We start from the raw sequence: 22257 nt of genomic DNA, 5'->3' as shown, positions 1-22257 counted from the left end.
ATGGGTTACTTTCTTCTTTCGACTACTATTTTGCAGTTTGTTGCTAACGCTGCTATCACGCCTAACGCTGCAAGCCACGGCGCAAGAACCGTGCCGATTACGCCTACCGTAGCGGGAATTTCAAGCATGACCTTGCCTTTTTCGTCTTTTACGATTATTCGCGTCACGTTTCCTTCGTGGAGTAGTTCTTTGACTCGTTCGATCAGGTTGTCGGCAGATATGATGAATTCTTCTTTCACTATTTTTGTTGCGGGTGTTCCGCAGTTGTAACAGTGCTTGTCGTCTTCTTTTAGTTTGGCTCCACATTTTGGGCAGTATGGCACGTGTGTTTTCTCCTTTTGGTTAGTGTTTATATGGGTAATGATTTATTAGTTTTGAAGTGCGTGTTTGAAAAAGGCTTGTTGGCGGGTGATGTGTTAAGATGCCGATTCGTCAGCCGATTGTTTGTGTTCTTGGGCATGTGGATACTGGTAAGACTTTGCTTTTGGACAAGATTCGCAAGACGAGTGTGCAAGCGCGTGAAGCTGGTGGAATGACGCAGCATATCGGCGCTAGTTTTTTCCCGGTTGACACGCTGAAGCAATTGGTTGGTCCTTTATTGTCGATGGTTAAGGGCGAGGTTGAAATCCCGGGTTTGCTGATTATTGACACGCCGGGGCATGAAGCGTTTACTAATTTGCGTAAGCGAGGCGGAAGCGCGGCGGATATTGCGATTTTGGTAATTGATGTTTTACGTGGGTTTGAGGCGCAGACGTATGAGTGTATTGAAATTTTGAAGGCGCGGAAGGTTCCGTTTTTGGTTGCTGCGAATAAGATTGATCGTGTTCCGGGTTGGAAGGCGTTGGAGGATACGCCGTTTTTGCGTTCTTATCAAGCGCAGGATAGGTATGTGCGGGAGGATTTGGATAATAGGATTTATGAGATTATTGGCGTGTTTTCGCGTTTGGGTTTTAGGGCTGACAGGTTTGACCGGATTAAGGATTTTACGAAGACTGTGGCTGTTGTACCTGTTAGTGCTAAGACTGGTGAGGGCATTACGGAGTTGTTGATGGTGCTTGTTGGTTTGACGCAGCAGTATTTGCAGAAGCGTTTGCAGACGACTGAAGGAGCAGCGAAAGGGACGGTTTTGGAGGTTAAGGAGGAGCCTGGTTTGGGTTTGACGTTGAACACAATTGTTTATGATGGTGTTTTGCGGCGGGATGATGTTGTGGTTGTTGGTGGGCGTGAGAAGCCTATTGTGACGCGTGTTCGTGCAATTTTGGTTCCGAAGCCTCTAGATGAGATTCGTGATCCGCGTGATCGTTTTTCGAGTGTGGATGTGGTTTCGGCTGCGGCTGGTGTGAAGATTGTTGCGCCTGGTTTGGAGGGGGCTTTGGCTGGTGCGCCGTTGTATGTGGTTGCGGAGGGCGAGAGTGTTGATAAGTATGTGCGGTTGGTTGGTGAGGAGGTTGAGCGGATTCGTATTGCGACGGGTGTGGATGGGGTTGTTGTGAAGGCGGATACGTTGGGGAGTTTGGAGGCAATTGCGGATTATTTGAAGCGTAATGGTGTGCCTATTAGGTTGGCGGATGTTGGTGATGTTAGTAAAAGGGATGTTACTGAAGCGGCTGTTGTGAAGGAGCATGAGCCTTTGTATGGGGCTGTTTTAGCTTTTAATGTTCGTGTTTTGCCGGATGCAGAGGAAGAAGCGGAAATTAATGGTGTTCAGATTTTTAAAGAGCAGATTATTTATCATTTGGTGGATAATTATTTGGTTTGGCTTAAGGGGCAGCGGGAAGCGAAGTTTGAGGTGGAGTTTGAAGGTTTGGTTAAGCCTGGGAAGATTCGGGTTTTGGAGGGTTATGTGTTTAGGCGTGCTAAGCCTGCGATTTTTGGTGTCGAAGTATTAGCGGGAAGGATTAAGCCGAGAGTTGCGTTGATTCGTGCTGAAGATGGCGAAGAAATAGGCGAAATACAGCAGATTCAAGAGAAAGGCGAAGCTTTGTCGGAAGCTAAGGCAGGTATGCAGGTGGCGATTTCGATGGATAAGCCGATGGTTGGGCGACATGTGTTTGAGAGGGATGTGCTATTTGTTAAAGTGCCTGAAGCAGATGCGAAGGTGTTGTTGTCGAAGTTTATGGATAGGCTTGGTGAGGATGAGCGTGAAGCGTTGAATGAGTTTGTTGCGTTGATGCGGAAGAAAGTGCCTTTTTGGGCTGCATAGTGGAGGAATAAGTGCCTTCACGGAGGTTATAGCCCCCTTATATATAGGTTCAATTTGCGCCTCAATCATTGATAGAACGGATGTGATGTGATAATTGTGTTACTTTTTCAGTTCTTCGATTAATTTGACCAGTTCGCCTATTATGTAATCGTTTATGAATTTTCCTTTTTCAGCCGAAGCCACAGTTGGGTCGCCTCGTACTCCTTCTGGTAAAAATTCTCTTGAGTCAACAATTACTTCGAATTTTGGAAGTCTCTGAAAATTCTTTTGTCCTTTTTCTTTTATTAAGTCGGGTTGTATTGCCATTATTCGTGAGGTTTCAATTGTGCCACCGTGTCCGTCTTTTTCGTCAAAATATTTTCCGCGGAGCTCATACGCAAAATCGTAGTCGGAGCACACTATTATTCGCAGTTTTTGTTTTTCAGCTTCCTCTCTATGTTTCCACATTACACGGTGTGCAGCAAGTCTTAGCGCAGCCATCTGCTCTTCGTCTGCGTGACCGCTGAGGATTAAGAATCGTTTGAAGCCGTTGCGTATGAATTCTTCGATTATTTCTCGAGTGATTTTGTAGAGTGATTGGAAACTTACAGAGATTGTTCCGGGAAAAATGCGTGTAGTTGTGCAGATACCATATTTTAATGGCGGTGCGACTAGGCTGTGGGTTTTTTTGGCTACTTCAACTGCAATATATTCTGGTTGTAGGCTATCAGTGCAAAGCGGCAAATGAGAGCCATGTTCTTCGACGCTTCCAACCGGAAGAATTATCACCTTATTTGTTGCCGCAGCTTCTTTTACTTCTTTCATTGACAACTCAGCAAACCAAACCGTGCTTTCTGAAGCCATAACCTTTCCCTTCCAATGCTTAATGCGGCTTAAGAGAATAAAGCTTTGTTTTTAAACTTAGAATCTTGCTTTTATTGGGTTTCGCGGTTTCATTATTTCTCGTAGAAAAATTGTTGCGTATGAGCCACGGTATAACATGAAGCTTACTTCTGCGATATGTTTGGACGAGTGTGCAAAGTCTTTTTCTAGCTTGTTTAAGGAAAAGTTGTTTAATGGAGTTATGGCGGCTCGCAGTTCTCCTTTTGTGGTAATTTCTGGCATCGCTTCGATTTTAAAGTTTTTTTGAGTTATGCCCTCTTCTTCAAGAATCTGCTTTTCGATTTCTCCTTGAACACCTCGTGAAGTTCGTTGTTTCAAGCCCATGAGGGGAAGAGCTAAACGCATTTTTCCAGCCGCGACTGCCTCGTTAATTTCTTTAAGCGCTTGTGAGTTTGCTGTTCTATACATTGTGGTCATTGGCAATCCTGAACGCTCAATGTTCACAACGTAATCTCCAACTTCAATCTTATTCAATGCAAAACCGCTTGCAATTCTCTTGCTTAGAAACTTGTTGAAGAGATAAGATTGATAGGCTTGCGGAAAGAGCAGACGCAATTTTGTTGGTAATCGTCGGAAGGCGCCTACGAAATCGTCTGGTTTTTGAATTAAGTGCCGCAGCATCAACCGTTCATAGCGCAGTTGCTTCGGAAAATTCTTTAGCGCTTGCTTAAAATCCTGTGTGGCGTGCAATTCTTTGCGCGCTTGTCTTGATTCTGGATGCTCGTAGTGGCTGGACTTAGCCAAGAAAAGCATGGTTGCCTTCTTGAAGTTGCCTTTAACAAGAGCTTTACCCACAAGATGCGTTATCGGACGTGTTGTGCCGAAGCGTTGATGACCAAAAAAGTTGGGAATGCCACCTATAGCTTCAAGTTCTTTAACAATTTTTGCTGTTCTCTTTTTTATTGTGGATTTGGAGTGGCGTATTGCTCTGATTGTGATGTTGAAATTGTTTCCTAAGAGGTAATATGGTGAAAGTTTACTGCGAAAATAGCCTATGGGATGGATTTCTATGTCTTTGACTTTAATCTGCTGAACTGTTTCGGCTGTTGCGTCTTCAATTGTGATGTACTGGGCTGTGAGAGCCTTAGCGTCTTTTATGCCTGCAATGTGAATTTGTCTAGTGCTTATGCCCATTTGCTCGGCAATCATTCTAATGGCTTGGAAAGTGTCCCAATTTCGCTTAATCATAACGCATAGTAGATAACGGTCTTTTGTTGATGATACCCCTAATGGTTGGCACCCCAGAGTGGGGTTAACTTCGGCTTTGGAACCGTCGACCAACACTTCTTTAACAACGAAATCCTCGACAGACTGCCGAATAACTCCGCCGATGCCAGAAGAAGCAGTAGCATAAACTTCAATGCCGATTAACTTCTCAACTTTAGGAACAAACAAGCCACATTACACTCTTTTTTAACGCTAAAAAAGAGGAAGAGCACCAGTTAACCTATCCACCTTCTCAACCGGTGCCGGACCAATACCTAAACAAGTAACAGTTCCCGGCGGAATCTCAGTCAAACCTCTATCAACAATCAATGCACAAGGCAACGCCAACTCCTTCGCTTGCTTCTCTAACTCCAACAATTCCTTTTCACTCTTCACCTTAACAGCTATCTTGCACTGTCCTTCACTCAACCAATTTTCCCACCACGCCTTGTGGTGTTTGCGGGCTTCTTCAGCCGCAGAAACTGCCGCGTGACCCGCCTGAGCAGCAATTTTACCCTTACTCAAACGTAAATCAGAACGAAAAACAACCACTTGCTTATAACGAAACTCGCTCATGCGTTTCCAACCGTCCCTAACAGTTTGTTCTCCAGAGATTTTAAGGATTCGCAGATAAGTGTAAAAAGAATAGGTAGAAAAGAGTCGAGAGAATCCGTGGACTCCGCAAAGCATGTATAAGCGCTTGTCCTTGAAAATCTATGTCTTCAACATTTCGAAAAGTTTTATCCAAACCTAGTTTTGCACAGAAGCCAATGGCATCATCCATTTTCTTATCAGACAGCGCATTGAGCATTTTTCTTATTCTAAGCATGGCTTTCATGTCAAAACCTAAAAGTTTCTCACATCGCTTCTGATATTTGCTTAGAAAATTGGATGAAAAATCATCCGCGTATAAAGCCTCATGTGCTACTTCTGCGGCAATTCTTGCACAGTTCATTCCCATAATCACTCCGCCGCCAGTTGTGGGCTTCACATGAGACGCAGCATCACCGACAGCTAAAAATCCGTTTGAACATGCCTTCGGAATGGGTCCTCCAAGCGATATCGGGTGAAAAGTGCTTCGCAATATTCTTGCTGCACGCAATTTCCTAGACGCAATAGGATGATTGCATATCAGTTTTTGCAAAAATTCCTTTGGATTTCCAGTTTGCGCTGCTAATCCCACTTTCGCTTTTCCGTCATGCTTCGGAGCCAACCATGCATAAAAACCGGGCGCATAGTGTTTTCCAAGAAAAACATCAACCATGTCTGGCTCTACGTCTTTAACGTTTTCAACTTCCGCCTGCACAGCATTAACAAGCATTTCTCTGTTTAACGGTTGCAAGCCCGTTTGCCTCAAAATTCGCGAAGATATTCCCTCTGCGTCAACCATAATTTTAGCCGCAAACTTACAGTCAACTTCGCCGTTCAGCCTTACTGATGCACCCTTTACAAAATTGTCCTTGACGATTAACGATTTAACTTGCGAATTAAGGCAATATTGCGCGTCTATATTTTCTGCCTTTTCTGCAATGTGTTTGTCAAATAAAGCACGGTTAACAATGCATGTTACAGGCTGAGAAAAACGAACCGAGAGGGTTTTTCCGCTTGGCGAGTGAATGTTTGCTCCATAAAAAACATTTTCAATAATCCCATCTGGAAGCGGATAAAGTCCTAGATTCCTTAAGCCTTTGATGCTTAAGTGCCCAGTGCAATGGCATGGAACGCCAATTTCTTCATGTTCTTCAAAAACTCTAACGTTAAAGCCATGCTTTGCCAAGTTTAGAGCCGCAAATGAGCCGCATGGTCCACCTCCAACAATAATGGCGTCTGAAACTGTTTCCATCGAATGCACACTGATTACGTTACAAGCTCAACCCGTCTTTTGCCGCGAGCCAATGACATCGTCCGAATTTTTCCACCGATTTCCAGCCGCATCAGAAGCTCATTGAAATCCTTAAAGCCCAAATCTTCATACTCTTCACTTAACGCATCAAACAACTCCGTGTCTGTCATAGCGCCTTTCTTCTTCAAAATCTCCAACAGAACAAAATAGGCGGGATGAGTCTTCCAAGTTTTAACCGGCAAAACTATGCGCTCCTAAGCAACAGGTGTGGCAGGCTTCTGAACTTGCCGAACTTGCTGCATGAAACCCTTATACCATTTCTCCATGTCCGGCGTTATTGACGGACCAGTTCTTTTCATTGCTTCTTGAAAGTCCACCATCGCAACCTCTTTTGTATTTACATCTCTTCGCAAGGCTTGCATGGCGGCTTCTCTGCAGAGAGCCTCTATGTCTGCACCCGAATAACTCTTTGTCATAGCCACTAGCTCTGATAGGTTAACGTCTTTTGCCAAAGGCATGTTTTTCGTGTAGATTTTGAATATTTGCAGTCTGCTTTTCTCGTCTGGCTCAGGCACGTATATGAGTCTGTCAAATCTTCCAGGACGAAGCACTGCTGGGTCCACAATGTCCGGTCTGTTTGTCGCTGCTATAACAACAATGTCTTCTAAAGCGACAATTCCATCCATCTCGGTTAAGAGTTGACTTATTACCCGTTCTGAAACGCCGCTGTCTGCGAAGCCTAAACCTCTGCGGGGCACAAGCGAGTCTATTTCGTCGAAGAATATGACTGAAGGCGCTGCCATTCGGGCTTTTCTGAAAACTTCTCTTATGGCTTTCTCTGATTCGCCAACCCACTTTGAGAAAACCTCTGGACCTTTAATTGTTATGAAGTTGGCTTCGCTTTCGGTAGCAACAGCCCTTGCCAAAAGCGTCTTTCCACAGCCTGGCGGTCCGTAGAGAAGTATGCCCTTTGGCGGTTTGATGCCGAGGCGTTTGAACATTTCAGGGTTTTTCATAGGCCACTCCACGGCTTCCTTTAGTTCTCGTTTTACTTCTTCTAGTCCGCCTATGTCTTCCCAGTGAACAGTGGGCACTTCAATGTAGACTTCGCGCATGGCTGTGGGCGTGACTTCCTTGTAAGCGTTCATGAAATCTTCCATTTTAACTTCCATTTTCTCCAGGACGCTTGGCGGTATGCGTTCTTCTTCAAGATTTATTTGCGGCAGGTATCTACGTAGGGCTTTCATGGCTGTTTCACGGCATAACGCTGCTAAGTCCGCGCCAGTGTAGCCATGTGTCATTTCAGACAGTTTTTTAAGGTCAACATCCTCCGCCAATGGCATTCCACGGGTGTGAATCTGTAAGATTTCGTGTCTTCCCTGCTTGTCCGGCACGCCTATTTCGATTTCTCTGTCGAATCTGCCAGGTCTGCGCAGTGCCGGGTCGAGTGCGCCGGGTCGGTTGGTGGCGCCTATGACAATGACGTTTCCTCTTCCAGACAATCCGTCCATTAAAGCTAGAAGTTGCGCAACCACTCGCCTTTCAACTTCGCCGGTGACTTCTTCACGTTTTGGCGCGATTGCGTCAAGCTCGTCGATAAATATTATGCTTGGCGCGTTCTGTTGGGCTTGCTGGAAAATTTCTCTAAGCCGCGCTTCTGACTCACCGTAGAACTTGCTCATTATTTCTGGTCCGTTTATTGAGAAGAAGTTTGCTTCTGATTCATTCGCAACAGCCCTAGCTAATAGCGTTTTTCCACAGCCGGGTGGACCATGAAGCAGAACGCCTTTCGGCGGTTCTATTCCGAGTCTTTGGAAAAGCTCCGGATGCCTCAGCGGAAGCTCAACCATCTCTCTTACTCTTTGAATCTCTTCGTGTAAACCGCCGATGTCTTCGTATGTTGTTCGCGGTAATCCTTTTCCTTCTGGTGCTGGCTCGTTTAGTATGGTGAGTTTTGTTTCTGATGTGACTTTCACTATGCCGTGTGGGCGGGTTTTTGTTACTGTGAAGGGTATGGCGTGTCCAAGCATCATCACAAGCGTTGTGTCGCCTTCGACAAGTGTTCTTTCCATGAGACGGTTTTTCACGAAATTAGTGAAATCTTCATCCACGTTTAGGCGCATGTCCACTGGCGCCAAGGTTATGCTTAGTGCAGTTTTGACTTTGGCGGGGCGCACAACGACGTATTCGTTTATGGCTACGCCGGCGTTTTTGCGTGTGAAACCGTCTATTCTTATCATGTCTCTGTTTTGGTCTTCGCTGTAGGCTGGCCATGCTATGGCGGAAGTTGTTCTTTTTCCAGCTATTTCTATGACGTCGCCTGCTGTTATGCCTAGTTTCTGCATTGTTTTTTGGTCTACGCGGGCTATGCCTCTTCCAACGTCTCTTTGCCTTGCGTCTCCGACGCGTAGTTGTACTTCACTCAATTAGAATCCTTCCCATTATTTGTTGATTGGGATACATCACGAAACAAAGTTTCAATCCTATATAAATGTTTAAACCAAGTGTTTAAGGTTATCTGCTTGTTCTGCGCACCATGACAGTTTGCACTTGGCTTATTTCGTTCATGCTTTCCAGTTTCTTTTCAAGCTCTTCGAGTATGCCCGTCTTGTCTTCTGGAAAGGTTATCTGCACCAGCAGTGCTTTTAAGCCGAAGGCTATTGGTTCTTCGCCGTATCCGCGGACCGAGGCAAACTCTGGCAGAGTCTTTTCGATTTTCTTTTTCAACGGGTCAAAGTTGTCAATTACTTCTTTTGGAAAGATTTTGTAAACGATTACGACACTGCCCATTCTTTAACCTCCAGTATTATGGTCCGATGAAACCGCATTTTGGACATTTATATGGACGCCCAAATTTTCTGCATTTTCCGCAACGGCGTATCTGGATTTCGCCGCAGTTTGGGCAGAGAAATTTTGTGGCTTCCGCTGCGGGCGGGATTGGTTTGCCACAGCTTGTGCATGTAATTAGAGTGATTGTCGCGGTTTTTTCAGTCATCATGACCCCTTCATGTGGTGGTTCAGTAATTGTCAGACTTCCTTATATCTTCTATGTTCACCTCGCAAGTTTATTATTATAGTTCAATGTGTATATTTCATGGGATTCTTTTGGGCGTAAACCTCCGCGACCTCGTTCCAAAAGCAACCATAAGCCTCGAAAACTTAGCCGGGAAATCCATAGCTATAGACGCTTACAATGCGTTATACCAGTTTCTAGCCATAATCCGCCAGCCAGACGGCACACCATTGAAAGACAGCAGCGGAAGAGTCACGAGTCACTTGAGCGGTTTACTTTACAGAACAAGCAACCTCGTGGAGTTAGGCATAAAACCAATCTATGTTTTCGACGGAATCCCACCCGCACTCAAGGAAGTGGAAATAAAGAGACGCATGAAAGTCAAAGAACAAGCTATGGCGCTGTACGAAAAAGCGTTGAGTGAAGGCAGAATGGAAGAAGCCCGCATGTACGCGCAAGCAACATCACGCCTGAAGGATTACATGGCAGAAGACAGCAAAAAACTCTTAGATTTAATGGGAATCCCATGGATTCAAGCGCCTAGCGAGGGAGAAGCACAAGCGGCGTTTTTGGCAAAACGCGGCGACGCTGATTACTGCGCAAGCCAAGACTATGACAGCTTACTTTTTGGTGCTCCAAGGCTTGTGAGAAACGTGACAATTTCTGGTCGGAGAAAACTTCCAAGCAAAAACATCTACATTGAAGTTATTCCTGAAGTGGTTGAGCTCGAAAGTGTCCTAAAAGAATGTGGAATAACATATGAGCAATTAGTTGACGTGGGAATACTGATTGGAACAGACTTCAATCCAGACGGCATTGAGGGTTTAGGACCAAAAACTGCCTTAAAACTGATAAAAGAACATGGAAACATAGAGAACGCAATGCCACATCTTAAAAACGCGAATTTTCCAGTTGAACCTCAAAGAATTAGGGAGATTTTTCTACATCCAAAAGTGACGGAGAATTACAAAATAGAATGGAAGGAACCAGACATTGAAGGCATAGTAAGCTTCATCTGCGGAGAAAGAGACTTTTCAGAAGACCGCGTGCGAAAAGCTCTGGAAAAAATGCAAGAAGGAGCTAAAAAACTTAAAGGAAAAACCACATTGGAAAAATGGTTCGGCTGAGGCATTGAGTATAGAAATCTTTAACTTCTCTCCAAACATAATGCATTGCTCCAAAAATGGTGAAGTCTCTTGGAAAAAAATCAATTTTCGCTTCCAGTGGATGAATTACCAACAAAATGGTTCAACATAATTCCTTATCTGCCAGAACCTTTGCCTCCACCGAAAGAACCAGAAAAGGGTCCTTCAAGGATGGAGTTCCTTGGAAAAACAATGGTTCACGAATGCCTAAAACAAGAAATGTCAACCGACCCATGGATACCAATTCCAGAAGAAATAAGAGAACTATACATTCAAGCAGGACGCCCCAGACCACTTTACCGCGCAAAAAGATTAGAAAAATACTTAAAATTGAAAAAAGTGCGACTTTACTACAAACGCGAAGACTTGTCACCAACAGGCTCTCATAAAGTAAACACAGCGCTGGCACAAGCGTATTACGCAGCAAAAGAAGGAAAAACAACATTAGTCACAGAGACAGGAGCAGGACAGTGGGGAAGCGCTCTTTCCTATGCCGCTTCAATAATGGGTCTCAAATGCGTAGTCTTTTGGGTTCGAGCCGTGTATGACTGGAAAACTGAACGGCGCACGTTGATGAAACTCTTAGGCGCAGAAGTGCACGCTTCTCCAAGTAAAGAAACAAGCATTGGAAGAACACTTTTGACGCAAAATTCGAATCATCAAGGGTCACTTGGCATAGCAGTTTCAGAAGGACTGGAATACGCTGAAAAGCACAATGACAGTGTTTACTGTTTAGGCTCCGTTCTCAACCATGTTCTGCTACATCAATCAATCATTGGATTAGAAGCCATAAAACAGTTTGAACTTGCCGATGACTCACCAGACTTGATTGTTGGATGCCTAGGCGGAGGCTCAAACTTCGGCGGAATCGCATTGCCTTTTGCAGGCGAAGTTTTACAGAAAAAGCGAGAATGTGAGTTTTTAGCTGCACAATCACAAGCGGCGCCAAACCTTGTCAAAGGCGAATACCGTTATGACTTTGGCGATGTTGCTGAGCATACGCCTTTGCTAAAAATGTACACGTTAGGACACAAAACTGACATGGTGCCGATAAAAGCTGACGGTTTAAGATACCACGCTGCAGCTCCGCTAATCAGCGCCCTAAGACACCACAATATCGTGAAGGCTGTGGCGTATCCAGCAGACGAAAAAACAATCTTTGAAGCAGCGAAGATTTTCCTGCAAACCGAAGGCTGGCTCATAGCGCCAGAATCAAGCTACGCAGTACGCGCTGGAATAGACGAAGCATTAAAAGCGGAAAAGGCTGGACAAGAAAAAGTCATATGCATGAACATTAGCGGACATGGGTTCTTAGATTTGGTGGCATACAAGGAGAAATTGGAATTCTAAAAATTGCACTTGAAATCTTCACTTCGCATACTCTGAGACAAGCATCAACCTCTTAGTTGTCAACTCAGCCAAAACCGCAAGGTCTTCAGTTGGCAAATAGTGGCTTGCTGACGAATCAAAAAATATGCTCGCTGAAGGCTGAAGTTCACCGTTGCCTTTCCATAAGACATACGTCAAAGGAACAAGAGGTAAAGCTGGAACCTCAACCGACACGTCACCATACTGGCGTTTGACCCCACCTAAAACTTCAGCCGCCCCAACCAAACTTTCAGGGTGGTTTCCAAATCTTTTGGTTATTGGGTGAACCGCTTTCCTTAAGAATGCTTCTTCATACGCGTAGCCTCCTGGCAAGTTTCTAAACTTAACAAGTTCACCAGTCTTCGGGATAGGTTCAGCCTTAGAATAATGTGCAAGCAGAAGATACAGGGTTTCAGGATGAGCTACGTGCATGTTTTTTATTTTATCGTAAACTTTGCCAGAACTTAACTCTACGGTATAGCCTAAAAACTCAAGAAAACCATGTTTGAAGCCGAGTCTACCACTTAAACTGCGTATTTGTTCAGCAAATGTCTTCCACAAAAATCTCAAACCTGCAAGTTAGAATTTGTGACCGTACTTTCCTGTTAAAGGAACAAAGGCTACTCCGCCTAAGTTTTCCTCCTTAATCTTTCCATTAACTCCTTTGGTGATTTTCATGAGCGTCTGGAATAAGTGCGCACTCCCAACGGGGATTAGCATGATTCCGCCAGGTTTTAACTGTTCAATAAGCGGTTTCGGAACGTCAGGTGCCGCAGCCGTCACGAGAACTCTGTCGTAAGGAGCCTTTTCCGAGTAACCCAAAGAACCGTCAGCGCAAATTATTGTCACGCGGTCTCCGTAACCTTCATTCAAAACATTTTTTCTCGCATACTCTGCCAAGCCTTGAACAATTTCGACTGTGTAAACGTGACCCCACTCGCTTCTTGGCGCATCTTTAGGCGCAACTATCTCTGCTATCGTGGCTGCGTGCCATCCGCTTCCCGCTCCAACCTCCAACACTTTATGCCCAACTTCTAACTGTAGAGCTTCATTCATTATTGAAACCATGTGTGGAGCCGAAACGGTCTGTCCAAAACCAATCGTAAGCGGCGTATCAACAGCGCTGTAAGACTGCATGTTTTCTGGAAGAAATTTCCCCCGCGGCACAGAACGCATCGCTTTGATTACTTTTGGCGACCGCAGAATGCCCTCTCTCACAAGGCTATCAATGAGTTTTTCCCAGTCCTTCCTCTCCAAATAAAGGCACCAAATGAATAATTGCAGCGTAGCCTTTTAACATTATTTGATTCAAGAAAAGGTGTTGGGTGAAAAGTTATTTCACAGTGACTGATTTTGCAAGGTTTCTCGGCATGTCCGGGTTATGTCCCCTTTCAACCGACATGTAATACGCAAGCAACTGCAACGGAATAACAAAAGGTATCGGCGACAAAACCTCAGGAATACCCTTGGGCACCTCTATGTAATCATCTGCTAACTTCTTAATTTCGTCGTCACCTTCCTCAACAACAGCAATTATGGATGCGCCTCTGGCTTTCATTTCCATTATGTTGCCAATCAGAGTCTTGTGCGTCTCATCCTTCTGGCATATGAAAACCACAGGGAAACCTTGTTCCACGAGGCTTATTGGTCCGTGTTTGCTTTCGCCCGCTGGAAAAGCTATGGCTGGCACGTAAGCGATTTCCATAAGTTTAAGTCTTCCCTCATAGGCTGTGGCTGTGCTTATTCCTCGACCGAGAAAGAAGAAGGTTTTTGCGTCTTTGTATTTTTTTGCGATTTGCTTTATTTTTTCCTCTTGTGTTTGAATTATTGTTTCAACAATGTCTGGTAGCTTCTCCAACTTTTCAGCCAAAAAGTCCATCTCGTCCTGAGAAACTTTTCCTCTTTTCTTTGCAAGCCTCAAAGCTAATTGGGCTAAAACTGAAAGTTGAGATGTGAAAGTTTTCGTTGCCGCCACGCCTATTTCTGGACCGGACTGTTGTCCAATGTAAACCCGCGAGACACGCGTCAAAGTTGAGCCGATAACGTTAGTTAACCCAAGAACAGTTGCGGCTCTCTGACGTGCGCAGTTCACTGCAGCTAACGTGTCTGCTGTTTCGCCGGATTGGCTTACCGCTAATATTGTGCTGTCGATGTTGACGGATTTGCCATGTTGCTCAACAAACTCTGAAGCGATAACGGGGTACGTCGCAAGAAAGGCGAGTTTGGAGAACATGTAGGATGCGGCTAAGCATGCGTGATAGGATGTGCCGCAGGCTACGAGGAACACTTCTCGAGCACGGTCTAGGAAAGTCGCCATCAAATCAAGATAATGCTCTTGCAGTCTAAGCGTGTTCCGCAAAGTTTCTGGTTGCTCATGAATTTCCTTCAACATAAAATGCGGGTAACCTTGTTTAACAGCCATTTCAGGCGTCCAATCGATGATTTTTGGCTCTCGCGGAACAAAGCTTGCGTCGGCGATTTTCTTTATTTCGTAGCCCTCAAGCGAAAGAGTGACAAGCTCTCCGTCATTGATTATGACAGCTTTGTTGGTTAATGGCAGAAACGCGGGAATGTCAGAGGCACAGTAAATTGCGTTTTCGTTTACGCCGACGACGAGTGGGCTTTCGTGTCTGGCGCATACTATTTTGTTTGGTTCTTTTGTTGAAACCACGGCTATTGCGTATGAGCCGTCAAGTCTTTTTGTTGCTTCGAGAACTGCGTCAGCAAGACCCAAAGAGGGATTATTTTTCAAGACTTGTTCGATAAGATGGACAATCACTTCCGTGTCGGTTCTAGATTTAAAAACATGACCTAACCCCTCTAACTCAGCCTTTAACTCAGCGAAATTTTCTATAATACCATTATGGACGAGGGCAATTTGTCCGCTGCAATCCACGTGTGGATGCGCATTTACCTCTAAGGGCGCGCCGTGCGTCGCCCATCGTGTGTGTCCGATGCCGAGGTTTCCAGGCAAATCGTCCAAGTTGCGCGTTTTGTGAACTTCGTCTATTTTTCCCTGGTCTTTTTTTATGTAGAGTTTGCCGTCATGTACTGTTGCTTCGCCCACGGAGTCGTATCCTCGATATTCAAGCCTTTTCAAAGCTTCATGAATTACTGGCGCTGCGTTTCCATTTTTTAAGATGCACCCGAAGATTCCACACATCTTTGAACCTCATCGTTTAATTTTTGACTTTGCTGAGCCGTATTCAAGGCTTTTCTGCAGTAATAAGCTTTTTTGAAAGAAAAATTCGAGTTCTAAAAATTTTTTGAAAGCATTTTCCATGAAACGGTAGGAATTCTGCTTTTACTTTAATGAGACCATTAACAAATTTTTTATAATAAACCAGTTTTATTTCAACGTTTTTCGCGCCATTTCAGCGCCCTGAACCAGATTTTTCAGTTTTTGAAAGGCTACTTCCCACTTTCTTGTTCTTAAACCACAGTCTGTACTGGCGCATATTCTGCTCGGATCGCCAACAACGTTAGCGGCATGTAATATTCTGTCTCTAACAAGCTCCGGTGGCTCGATAAAGTCTGTGTGAACATCTACTACGCCTACACCGTATTTCCCACGGAACCCGTGTTCCTCGAACAGTTTCAGTTCTTTATAGCCTATTCTTGCATCTCCAATTTGTTGGTTATCTCTGTTCGCAAATTCGAGAGTCAGCTGGCTACAATTTCGTAATTCACAAGCGTATTTAGCGAGGATTTGATAGTTGCTGTAGCAATTGTGCAAGCTAAAAGTGCAGTTGAAGCCTTTTACGGTCGCATTGAAGGATTCCACAAACAGTTCCATCTCTTCTTCGGTTGGGTTTGTTGTCGCTGCAGGCTCGTCGATTTGAATCCACTCTGCACCAGCATCTACTAAATTGCTTATTTCTGGCCGGACAACCTCATCAACCAAATCAAAAAGAAACTCCCGCTTGGCTTCAAGTTTTCTTCGCCGGAAATCTTTAACTTTTCCACGGAGCTTCTTTTCGTAATATTCGTTGAATGTCCAATCGACAAGCGTGTAAGGTCCAGTGAAAGGAACTTTTACTTTTCCGTTTGCGTTTTGTTTGGTGAATAGGAATTCGTCAACATAGAAGGGTTTTACATATTTTGGTTTGCTTGTGCATGCTGCTTTGTTGAAGTAGCGGTAATCAAAAGATTTCACGTGACCTAAAAACTCGAAACCCATCACGTTTCTAATTATGTGTTCATACATTTCTGAGCGCCATTGTTCCCCATCATAATAAACGTCTAAGCCTGCTTTTTCGAAAAGTTTAATGGCGTATCTTGCAGACCACTCCAGAACAGCCTTTCGTTTTTGACGAGAATCTTTTTCGGTTAACAGTTTAACAAGAACATCCGCATCTGCAATGCCTAGTCTTCTTCCCCATTTTACAGCCTCAGCTAAATCCTCCTTTGATAGTGACAGCCCTCTGTAGGCTTTTACTCTCCATGATGGCTTAGCGAGGCTGCCAACTTCTTGTGTGGGAAAAAGTTTATTCATTAAGCTCCTCTCTCAAACGTTTAGCCACGCTGCCGATAAGACGTATCTTTTCTTGTGCTCTCTCCCATGGCAGAAATTCTAAATCACAGTTTGGACAAACAAAAATGTCCTTCTGTTTTGAGCCATGCAAGGATTCAACTATTTCTTTTACGGATTCAATTAGGTTATCCGCTTCTTCAACTAGCGAGTTTCGAGCATCAACTAAGCCCAAAGCGATGCCTTTGTCAAAACTGTAATCTTTTAGCTTGTTAAGGTCTGTTTCGTACAAGTCTATCCCCAAGTGGTCAACAGGGAAATCCAAGGCTTCAGGCAGAATTTCACAGAAATCTCCGAAAAACGTTTGGAGACAAGTCTTTATTTGCACGCCATCTAAGGCGACTTTCAATGCTTCGCTTACTGTCTTTATCTTATCTTTTGAAACAGACTGATTGAAGGGCTTATAAACTAAAGCGGGGTCGCTTAATTGAACATACTTAAAGCCTAGTTTGACTAAACTCTTGATTTCATCATTCAATATTTTTGCATATGTGAACATAAGTTCCTCGTTGCTTTTGTAAAACTTGTTTTCAGAAAGCTGAGCAAAGGTGTATGGTGCGGGCAGAATTGCTTTCCAAGGGATGTTTTTAGGCAAGAGTTGGATGTAGCTTGAATTTTGGATTATGTTCTTTTCGCGTCTCAGTTCATCTACTATTACGGGTTTTCTGTAAAACGTGTTGTTGTTAAACCATCTGGATAGACTTCCAACAGCTACTCCAGCAAGATTTTCAGTGAAAGGTCGAAGCAAGTCTTGCCACTTGAGCATTCCATCGGTTATGTAGGCGAACCCCGCAGAAGATTGCACTTTTATTGCCTTCAAAGTGGCGTCCTCAAAAGCAGTTTCAAGTTCTCTTTCGCCAGCCTTTCCTCTCTCGTAGGCTCTCGTAAGTTCCACAAGCTCTTTTGGTCTCGGAAGCATCCCGGTGACGTAGCAACCAATCATTTTGAACATACTCTGCTAAGCTTATCAGCGCAAGGTGTTGAATAGACTATTCAGCTACCGTAATAAAAATTTTAATAATAGATTAAGCTTTATCCACATGAAAGACTATGAATAAAAAACTGCTTCTTCACGAAGAAGACAAAACACAAAAAGTTAAAGAAATCGCAATAGTTGAAGACCCACAAAAGCTGAAAATGATGCTTAACAAGCTTAGCTGGAAAATTCTGGTTTTGCTTTCTGAAAGTGAGATGTACCCGCTTGAGATAGCAAAAAAATTGGGCATACACGAACAGAAAGCCTACTATCACATAAGAAAATTGGCAAAGGCTGGAGCCATAACCGTCGCGAGAGAAGAAGAAAAGAAAGGCGCCATAGCAAAATACTACAAGACCGTTTCGCCAGCGTTTGGAATAGAACTTCCGCAAGAGTACAAACCAATAAAGAGGCTTTCACTATCAAGTATGAACGAACAAGTTCGAAAATTCTTCAAAGAATTCATCAAAGAAGACGAAACTTTCGAAGGAAAAATCGTTGTAGGCAGCCCAATGCCTCACGGACCATTCAAAACAAGCGCGAGAGACGGACATTATGCTTCCCACTTAACATTCTTTTTGGGACAATTCGCAAGATTGCCAGAAGAATTCGCAATAAAATTGGATGTGGATGTAAAAGCTGAAAAAGAAGAGAAAAACAATATGATTCTAGTTGGCGGACCCGGAACGAACCTTTTGACACAGGAGTTGAATGGGCATCTGCCGATAAGGTTTAACATGCAACCGTCCGCGCAAGGCTTTTTGTTTGGCGGTTTAGTTTCAAAGAAAACATCTAATGTTTACACTGCAGACGCGGTTGGATTGATAGCAAAAATCGTGAACCCATGGGACAGCACCAAACGCATTATTGTTTTAGCTGGAAACAAAGCAGTAGGCACAAAAGCATGCGTTTTAGCTTTGACAAATTTCTGGAAGAAAACCTTGAAAAACTATCATGGCGAGGACACTTTCGCCACGGTTATTCAAGGCTTCGATTTGGATGGAGATGGAAAAGTCGACTCGATAGAAGTTCTTGAATAGCGAAGAGTCATGTTTTATGGAAATAACTGAAATTATTCTTGCTCGTGGACACGAAAACGTACAGGCTACACATACGACAACATTGGAAGTTACTAAGGAAAAGGAATTATCAAGAAGAGGCGACTGCATCATTGCAGTTTCAGCAAACAAAGCCTTAGCTGACCTATCTTCAGAGTTTAAGAAAAGACTGCGGCAAAATAATGCAAAGCTGACGATTCTGATTGAAGCCGGAGACATTGCTGACATGGTCACTGCCTTTGGAAACCCGAAACTAATTTTAACCCATCCAACGGACATGGTCATAAGAAAAAGCAACTATATTTGTAACCGAACATTGGCGATACAAGCGGATAAAGCAGCATGCGGCTTGTCGCGAAAGCTTGTGGAAAAACTGAAAAATCCAAAACAAAAAGTGAGAATTACACTAAAATTGGTAATCTAACGTATTTTTGCGTCTATCACTGCTTGCCATTCATACGGCGCTGTTTCTCTGACAAGCCGCGTAAAAAGCATTTTTTCCACTTTTCTTCCGCATTTTTGAACAGCCTCTAAGAAGCGTAGTTTCATGCTTTCTGGCGAGTCAGAAGCGTTGATGAAACTGTAAAAATGTATTGCGCCACCTTCTGGCTTCAACGTCTTGCATGCCACGTCCACGTATTCTATTGCTTTTTCCGGCAAGTTCATGATGACACGGTCGGCTAATCCCGCAAGTTTTTCCTCAACCACTTGTCTCGCATCACCAAGCATTGGGTAGACTTTACCTATTACGCGGTTAAGCCTAACATTCTCACGTAAAAACTCAACCGCAAAAGGATTCACATCCACAGCGTAAACTTTCACATTCCCAAGAGTTTTCGCAATCAATATCGCAAATGGTCCAACACCAGCAAACAAATCCACAACAGTCTCGCCTTCCATGACAAGTGACGCAACTCTTTTATGCTCATAAGAGAGCCTTGGAGAAAAATACGCCTTAGCCAAATCCACACGAAACTGACAGCCATGTTCCTTATGAATTGTCTCAGTTTTGGGTTCTCCAGCAATCACCGAAAACTCTCTCAGACGATATGTTCCACTCACAGCGCCAGCTTTAGCAAGCACAGTTCGCACATTTTTATGCGCCTCAAGAATTGCTTCGCCAATAACGCTCTTGTATGCCTCAAGCTCGGGCGGAATCTCAATGATGGCAATGTCGCCAACGAAATCTATCGCACGTGGCAAGCTGGCCAACAAATGTGGTGGAAGCTTGTCTTGAAGCAACTCAAAGAATGAAACTAGCGGCGTTTTCCTTTCGGGAAACGTGTAAGTTTGAATTTCAACGGTTGGAATTTTTTCTTGAAGCGTTTTTAGCTCGTTTTTCGATAGTTCACGAGCAAGTGGAATGTAAATGAATTCAGTGGTTCTTTGAATTTCCAGCTGCATATCCACAATTTTTAGCTTGTTGGAAAGAACTATAGCTTCTTCACCGTGAACTTTAGGAACTTTAATGCATAAAGCCTGTTTAGGCATAAACTCACGGAACCTTCATTTTGTTAACGTCACAGTTTCGTTCAATTCTTTCAGCCATTTCCTTAACTGTTTCGAACAGTTTTTTACTTATGATGCCTTTTTCATGGGCTTTTTCAAGTTTTTCCATGTCTAAAACTTTAATTGTGCCGTCTGGATGGATGCAAACGTCAACTTCCAAATCCACATAGCGTAACGCGTTGGGATAAACTTCAACAGGCGTGTTCAGGTTTATGTAGGTGCCCTTCCACTCTCCGTCAGTCGAGAAATACTTCGTTGTTATGCACCATTCGCCAATTTTGGTTTCACTTATTGCCTTATCTCCAGCTTCCTTTCTAACGCCTAACCCGTCATAGAAACCGTCACTTCGCATCGTCCTGCTATACTTTATTCGCTCTTGGTCTAAGCTTTCTATCGTCGCTTGTCCTAAATGGAAGACGATGCCGCTAAGCTTGACATGCTCAATATCCACATTGGAGCCTTCTTCCGGAAACTTGCTGCAGACCTGCTCTTTGAATAACTCTTCAACATCACTTCTGGATTGCCCTTTTTCCAAAAGTTTCTCAGACAACTCCAAACCAGCCGCGATTTCGCCTCCACAACTCTTGTAAAAGTGGTGCCCTTCCAAAGTCGAAGCGGAATAGCCTCTTAATTTGTCTAAAATCTTTTTGGAAGAGTATGGAAACTCCACATCCATGAAACATGAGCCTTCAACCAAAAGTGAAGGAGCCTCAGTGGAGGATGCCTTTTCATTTAAGATTTTAACCTTCTCCACTAACTCCGTTATTTCTTTCTCAAGCGCTTCTTTTTGCTGATTCTCAGAGGCGCTACGCCAAATAATCCCCCAACCCTTTGGTGCAAGCGTTTTTCCTAACTCGTAAAGTTCTGTCCGTCGTTTTAAATCTTGAATTTTAAGGCTTACACCGATTTTGCCGTTTTGCAGTAGAATTGCGTAGGTGCCAACAATTTTCAGTTTTGTGGTTAAGATTGGTTGTTTTGTGCCCAATTTTTTTCTTTCAACTTGAACAATTATTTGCTTGTTGTCTTCGTTGACAATTTCGTTTTTTGGAAGCTTACCGATTATGTTGTTGCCGATGTCAACGTAGACAGCGTATTCGTTTGAGTCTGTAATGGTTCCCTTGTAGATTCCGTCGACGTTAACATGCCATTTCCGCGTTAGGACATCGCTAAAAGTAGACTGCAAGATGGCGTGAAACTTGTTAACCGCTTCGCACGCGCCGAGAACTCTGACACCTTGCAAATCATATCTGTCCTTTATCTTCAGGTCCGGCAGCGAAACATCATCTACAAGTTCAAACCGTTTCTTTATAGCTGGAGAAGGCTGAGCTATTTCGAAGCCGTTGTCTAAGAGCAGTTTTGTAAGAGCAGTCGAGTAAATTCCTCGAACCTTCGCTTTCATAGTGTTAGCCAACCTTCTCAACCTTGTAAAGCCAGTTTGCTTTTTGCACGTTGAATTTTACGCCTAAAATTTTCTCAGCAAGCCAAATGTTTGTTTCTAAATGATCAGAAACTGCGCGTGTTAAGTAGGCGGATTTGCCTTTTGCTAATGCCATGTATGGAATTAACATGTCAGCCAAGTGAACGTCAACAGTTGGCTTTGCGGCAACTTCCACGTAGAGCTTTTCAGCAGCTTCTCTTCCAACAGCCTCACTTGTCTTTCTTAGCTCGCCGATTGCGTCAGCACCAACGTACACGTTTGTGTCTGTTTCCGCCCATAAAACTAGCGAACTGCCTTTCTGTAGAGGGTTAGATTTGTCGTTGACTATTTGAATGTCTGCTGTGTACCCTTTTTCCCTCAAGTAGTCATTTGCCGCTTTTGCTTGACGCTCAGCAACCTTTCTCTCCGCGAGAAATGTGCAAACCGAAACTCCTCGGATGGCTTTAATTTTACCAAAATTTTCCTCATAGAAAGGCTTCAAAGATTTGCATGGCTCAACATTTACGGTTACTTCGCCCATTCCTTTCGGGTAATACCCATACTTCTGAACCGTTAAGAACGCGTCTATTCCCATATGCTTGAGCGCTGGCAAAAACACAAACCGCATATAATTGACAGTCGGAGCATGCGAAACGTCTGTTCCGCCCTTTGTCACATGCAAATGCACGGGTTTTTCTGCGAAAACACAGATAGGTAGCACGGTTAAGAGAAGCATTGGAATGCTTCCAGCCGTGCCAATTTCAGCTTCCATTTTTCCGCCTTTCACTTTTTTAGGATTAAACCAAAGCTCGCGTGAATTAAGCTCTGCTCCTTTAAGCTCGGCGTCGCAGAGTCTCGCAGCAGTCAAAACCGCTTCTAAATGCTGCGGTCTCAAACCAGGCTGCGGTCTGTTCTGCCTAATATTGTAAATGTGCAAGGGTTGCCCGAGAATGGCGGCTAGAGCAACAGACAATCTGAGAATGGTTCCGCTTCCGCTTTTTTGGCTCCCGTTAATTTCAATCACGGGTTATGAGCGCTCCCTCATTGTTTATGCATGAAATTTTGCTGTTTTATCAAGGCGTCAAAAACAATTAATAAATGAGTTA

22 protein-coding genes are annotated in these 22257 nt (G+C 43.9%); 5 read left to right on the top strand and 17 right to left on the bottom strand.

Going from position 1 to position 22257, the window contains the following annotated elements; translation table 11 throughout:
• Nucleotides 1-5: 5 nt before the first annotated feature.
• On the bottom strand, nucleotides 6-323 hold the full coding sequence (locus tag QXW63_07125) for a DUF4342 domain-containing protein (GenBank protein MEM3461662.1): 318 nt from the start codon (nucleotides 321-323) through the stop codon (nucleotides 6-8).
• A 98-nt stretch (nucleotides 324-421) separates the two neighbouring features.
• Here QXW63_07125 and infB point away from each other — a divergent pair, with 98 nt between their 5' ends.
• Nucleotides 422-2203, top strand: a complete 1782-nt coding sequence (infB, locus tag QXW63_07120; GenBank protein ID MEM3461661.1) for a translation initiation factor IF-2 — start codon at nucleotides 422-424, stop codon at nucleotides 2201-2203.
• Between the two features lie 99 nt (nucleotides 2204-2302).
• Here the strand turns inward: infB and QXW63_07115 are convergent, their stop codons facing one another.
• The 8 genes from QXW63_07115 to QXW63_07080 all read right to left on the bottom strand — a co-directional run bounded on the left by QXW63_07115 (nucleotide 2303) and on the right by QXW63_07080 (nucleotide 9129).
• Nucleotides 2303-3046 (bottom strand): creatininase family protein, encoded by a 744-nt coding sequence (locus QXW63_07115; protein MEM3461660.1) that lies wholly within the window; start codon nucleotides 3044-3046, stop codon nucleotides 2303-2305.
• A gap of 57 nt (nucleotides 3047-3103) precedes the next feature.
• Nucleotides 3104-4480, bottom strand: a complete 1377-nt coding sequence (gene truD / locus QXW63_07110; protein ID MEM3461659.1) for a tRNA pseudouridine(13) synthase TruD — start codon at nucleotides 4478-4480, stop codon at nucleotides 3104-3106.
• Nucleotides 4481-4504: 24 nt separating this feature from the next.
• Nucleotides 4505-4867, bottom strand: coding sequence for a peptidyl-tRNA hydrolase Pth2 (gene pth2, locus QXW63_07105; GenBank protein ID MEM3461658.1), 363 nt, complete (start codon nucleotides 4865-4867; stop codon nucleotides 4505-4507).
• Between the two features lie 40 nt (nucleotides 4868-4907).
• Entirely contained in the window at nucleotides 4908-6134 is a 1227-nt protein-coding gene (locus QXW63_07100; GenBank protein MEM3461657.1) for an NAD(P)/FAD-dependent oxidoreductase, read from the bottom strand.
• 14 nt (nucleotides 6135-6148) lie between these two features.
• Nucleotides 6149-6376, bottom strand: coding sequence for a hypothetical protein (locus tag QXW63_07095; protein MEM3461656.1), 228 nt, complete (start codon nucleotides 6374-6376; stop codon nucleotides 6149-6151).
• A 12-nt stretch (nucleotides 6377-6388) separates the two neighbouring features.
• Nucleotides 6389-8560 (bottom strand): CDC48 family AAA ATPase, encoded by a 2172-nt coding sequence (locus QXW63_07090; GenBank protein ID MEM3461655.1) that lies wholly within the window; start codon nucleotides 8558-8560, stop codon nucleotides 6389-6391.
• Between the two features lie 88 nt (nucleotides 8561-8648).
• Nucleotides 8649-8924 carry an elongation factor 1-beta gene (locus tag QXW63_07085; protein ID MEM3461654.1) on the bottom strand — a complete coding sequence of 92 codons (276 nt, stop codon included), beginning with the start codon at nucleotides 8922-8924 and terminating at the stop codon, nucleotides 8649-8651.
• Nucleotides 8925-8940: 16 nt separating this feature from the next.
• On the bottom strand, nucleotides 8941-9129 hold the full coding sequence (locus QXW63_07080; GenBank protein MEM3461653.1) for a zinc finger domain-containing protein: 189 nt from the start codon (nucleotides 9127-9129) through the stop codon (nucleotides 8941-8943).
• 110 nt (nucleotides 9130-9239) lie between these two features.
• Between QXW63_07080 and fen the strand changes: the two genes are divergently transcribed.
• A complete protein-coding gene (gene fen / locus QXW63_07075) occupies nucleotides 9240-10274 on the top strand; it encodes a flap endonuclease-1 (protein MEM3461652.1) in 1035 nt (344 codons plus the stop codon).
• A 69-nt stretch (nucleotides 10275-10343) separates the two neighbouring features.
• A complete protein-coding gene (locus QXW63_07070; GenBank protein ID MEM3461651.1) occupies nucleotides 10344-11642 on the top strand; it encodes a TrpB-like pyridoxal phosphate-dependent enzyme in 1299 nt (432 codons plus the stop codon).
• An 18-nt stretch (nucleotides 11643-11660) separates the two neighbouring features.
• Here the strand turns inward: QXW63_07070 and QXW63_07065 are convergent, their stop codons facing one another.
• The 5 genes from QXW63_07065 to QXW63_07045 form a co-directional block, all read right to left on the bottom strand.
• Nucleotides 11661-12221, bottom strand: a complete 561-nt coding sequence (locus QXW63_07065; protein ID MEM3461650.1) for a DUF3786 domain-containing protein — start codon at nucleotides 12219-12221, stop codon at nucleotides 11661-11663.
• 18 nt (nucleotides 12222-12239) lie between these two features.
• On the bottom strand, nucleotides 12240-12917 hold the full coding sequence (locus tag QXW63_07060; protein MEM3461649.1) for a protein-L-isoaspartate(D-aspartate) O-methyltransferase: 678 nt from the start codon (nucleotides 12915-12917) through the stop codon (nucleotides 12240-12242).
• Between the two features lie 76 nt (nucleotides 12918-12993).
• The gene (gene glmS, locus QXW63_07055; protein ID MEM3461648.1) at nucleotides 12994-14823 is read right to left on the bottom strand and encodes a glutamine--fructose-6-phosphate transaminase (isomerizing); all 1830 of its coding nucleotides are present in this window, start codon (nucleotides 14821-14823) and stop codon (nucleotides 12994-12996) included.
• A 186-nt stretch (nucleotides 14824-15009) separates the two neighbouring features.
• On the bottom strand, nucleotides 15010-16155 hold the full coding sequence (locus QXW63_07050) for a hypothetical protein (GenBank protein MEM3461647.1): 1146 nt from the start codon (nucleotides 16153-16155) through the stop codon (nucleotides 15010-15012).
• Complete coding sequence (locus QXW63_07045; GenBank protein MEM3461646.1) at nucleotides 16148-17134, bottom strand: hypothetical protein; 987 nt, start codon at nucleotides 17132-17134, stop codon at nucleotides 16148-16150. The genes QXW63_07050 and QXW63_07045 overlap by 8 nt, the downstream gene beginning before the upstream one ends.
• 107 nt (nucleotides 17135-17241) lie before the next feature.
• On the opposite strand from QXW63_07045, the gene QXW63_07040 reads away from it, so the two are divergent.
• Nucleotides 17242-18207 carry a helix-turn-helix domain-containing protein gene (locus tag QXW63_07040; GenBank protein ID MEM3461645.1) on the top strand — a complete coding sequence of 322 codons (966 nt, stop codon included), beginning with the start codon at nucleotides 17242-17244 and terminating at the stop codon, nucleotides 18205-18207.
• Nucleotides 18208-18223: 16 nt separating this feature from the next.
• A complete protein-coding gene (locus QXW63_07035; protein ID MEM3461644.1) occupies nucleotides 18224-18649 on the top strand; it encodes a DUF371 domain-containing protein in 426 nt (141 codons plus the stop codon).
• Here QXW63_07035 and QXW63_07030 read toward each other — a convergent pair.
• The 3 genes from QXW63_07030 to rtcA are packed head-to-tail and all read right to left on the bottom strand — an operon-like array spanning nucleotide 18646 to nucleotide 22175.
• Complete coding sequence (locus QXW63_07030) at nucleotides 18646-19716, bottom strand: class I SAM-dependent methyltransferase family protein (protein MEM3461643.1); 1071 nt, start codon at nucleotides 19714-19716, stop codon at nucleotides 18646-18648. The two genes, QXW63_07035 and QXW63_07030, sit on opposite strands and share 4 nt — an antisense overlap.
• 4 nt (nucleotides 19717-19720) lie before the next feature.
• Nucleotides 19721-21133, bottom strand: coding sequence for a DUF402 domain-containing protein (locus QXW63_07025; protein MEM3461642.1), 1413 nt, complete (start codon nucleotides 21131-21133; stop codon nucleotides 19721-19723).
• Nucleotides 21134-21137: 4 nt separating this feature from the next.
• Nucleotides 21138-22175, bottom strand: coding sequence for an RNA 3'-terminal phosphate cyclase (gene rtcA, locus QXW63_07020; GenBank protein ID MEM3461641.1), 1038 nt, complete (start codon nucleotides 22173-22175; stop codon nucleotides 21138-21140).
• Between the last annotated feature and the right edge of the window lie 82 nt (nucleotides 22176-22257).

Source organism: Candidatus Bathyarchaeia archaeon (assembly GCA_038873195.1).
Taxonomy (GTDB): domain Archaea; phylum Thermoproteota; class Bathyarchaeia; order Bathyarchaeales; family Bathycorpusculaceae; genus DSLH01.
The sequence above is the reverse complement of the archived record's forward strand: the minus strand, read 5'-3'. Positions and strand labels throughout refer to the sequence as shown.

Bases quoted from the DNA above. Each gene is read 5' to 3' on its own strand.
- QXW63_07035 (MEM3461644.1), top strand. From the start codon at position 18,224: ATGGAAATAACTGAAATTATTCTTGCTCGTGGACACGAAAACGTACAG.
- QXW63_07030 (MEM3461643.1), bottom strand. From the start codon at position 19,716: ATGCCTAAACAGGCTTTATGCATTAAAGTTCCTAAAGTTCACGGTGAA.
- QXW63_07100 (MEM3461657.1), bottom strand. From the start codon at position 6,134: ATGGAAACAGTTTCAGACGCCATTATTGTTGGAGGTGGACCATGCGGC.
- QXW63_07040 (MEM3461645.1), top strand. From the start codon at position 17,242: ATGAATAAAAAACTGCTTCTTCACGAAGAAGACAAAACACAAAAAGTT.
- glmS (MEM3461648.1), bottom strand. From the start codon at position 14,823: ATGTGTGGAATCTTCGGGTGCATCTTAAAAAATGGAAACGCAGCGCCA.
- QXW63_07025 (MEM3461642.1), bottom strand. From the start codon at position 21,133: ATGAAAGCGAAGGTTCGAGGAATTTACTCGACTGCTCTTACAAAACTG.
- infB (MEM3461661.1), top strand. From the start codon at position 422: ATGCCGATTCGTCAGCCGATTGTTTGTGTTCTTGGGCATGTGGATACT.
- QXW63_07085 (MEM3461654.1), bottom strand. From the start codon at position 8,924: ATGGGCAGTGTCGTAATCGTTTACAAAATCTTTCCAAAAGAAGTAATT.
- QXW63_07050 (MEM3461647.1), bottom strand. From the start codon at position 16,155: ATGAATAAACTTTTTCCCACACAAGAAGTTGGCAGCCTCGCTAAGCCA.
- QXW63_07115 (MEM3461660.1), bottom strand. From the start codon at position 3,046: ATGGCTTCAGAAAGCACGGTTTGGTTTGCTGAGTTGTCAATGAAAGAA.
- pth2 (MEM3461658.1), bottom strand. From the start codon at position 4,867: ATGAGCGAGTTTCGTTATAAGCAAGTGGTTGTTTTTCGTTCTGATTTA.
- QXW63_07045 (MEM3461646.1), bottom strand. From the start codon at position 17,134: ATGATTGGTTGCTACGTCACCGGGATGCTTCCGAGACCAAAAGAGCTT.
- QXW63_07080 (MEM3461653.1), bottom strand. From the start codon at position 9,129: ATGACTGAAAAAACCGCGACAATCACTCTAATTACATGCACAAGCTGT.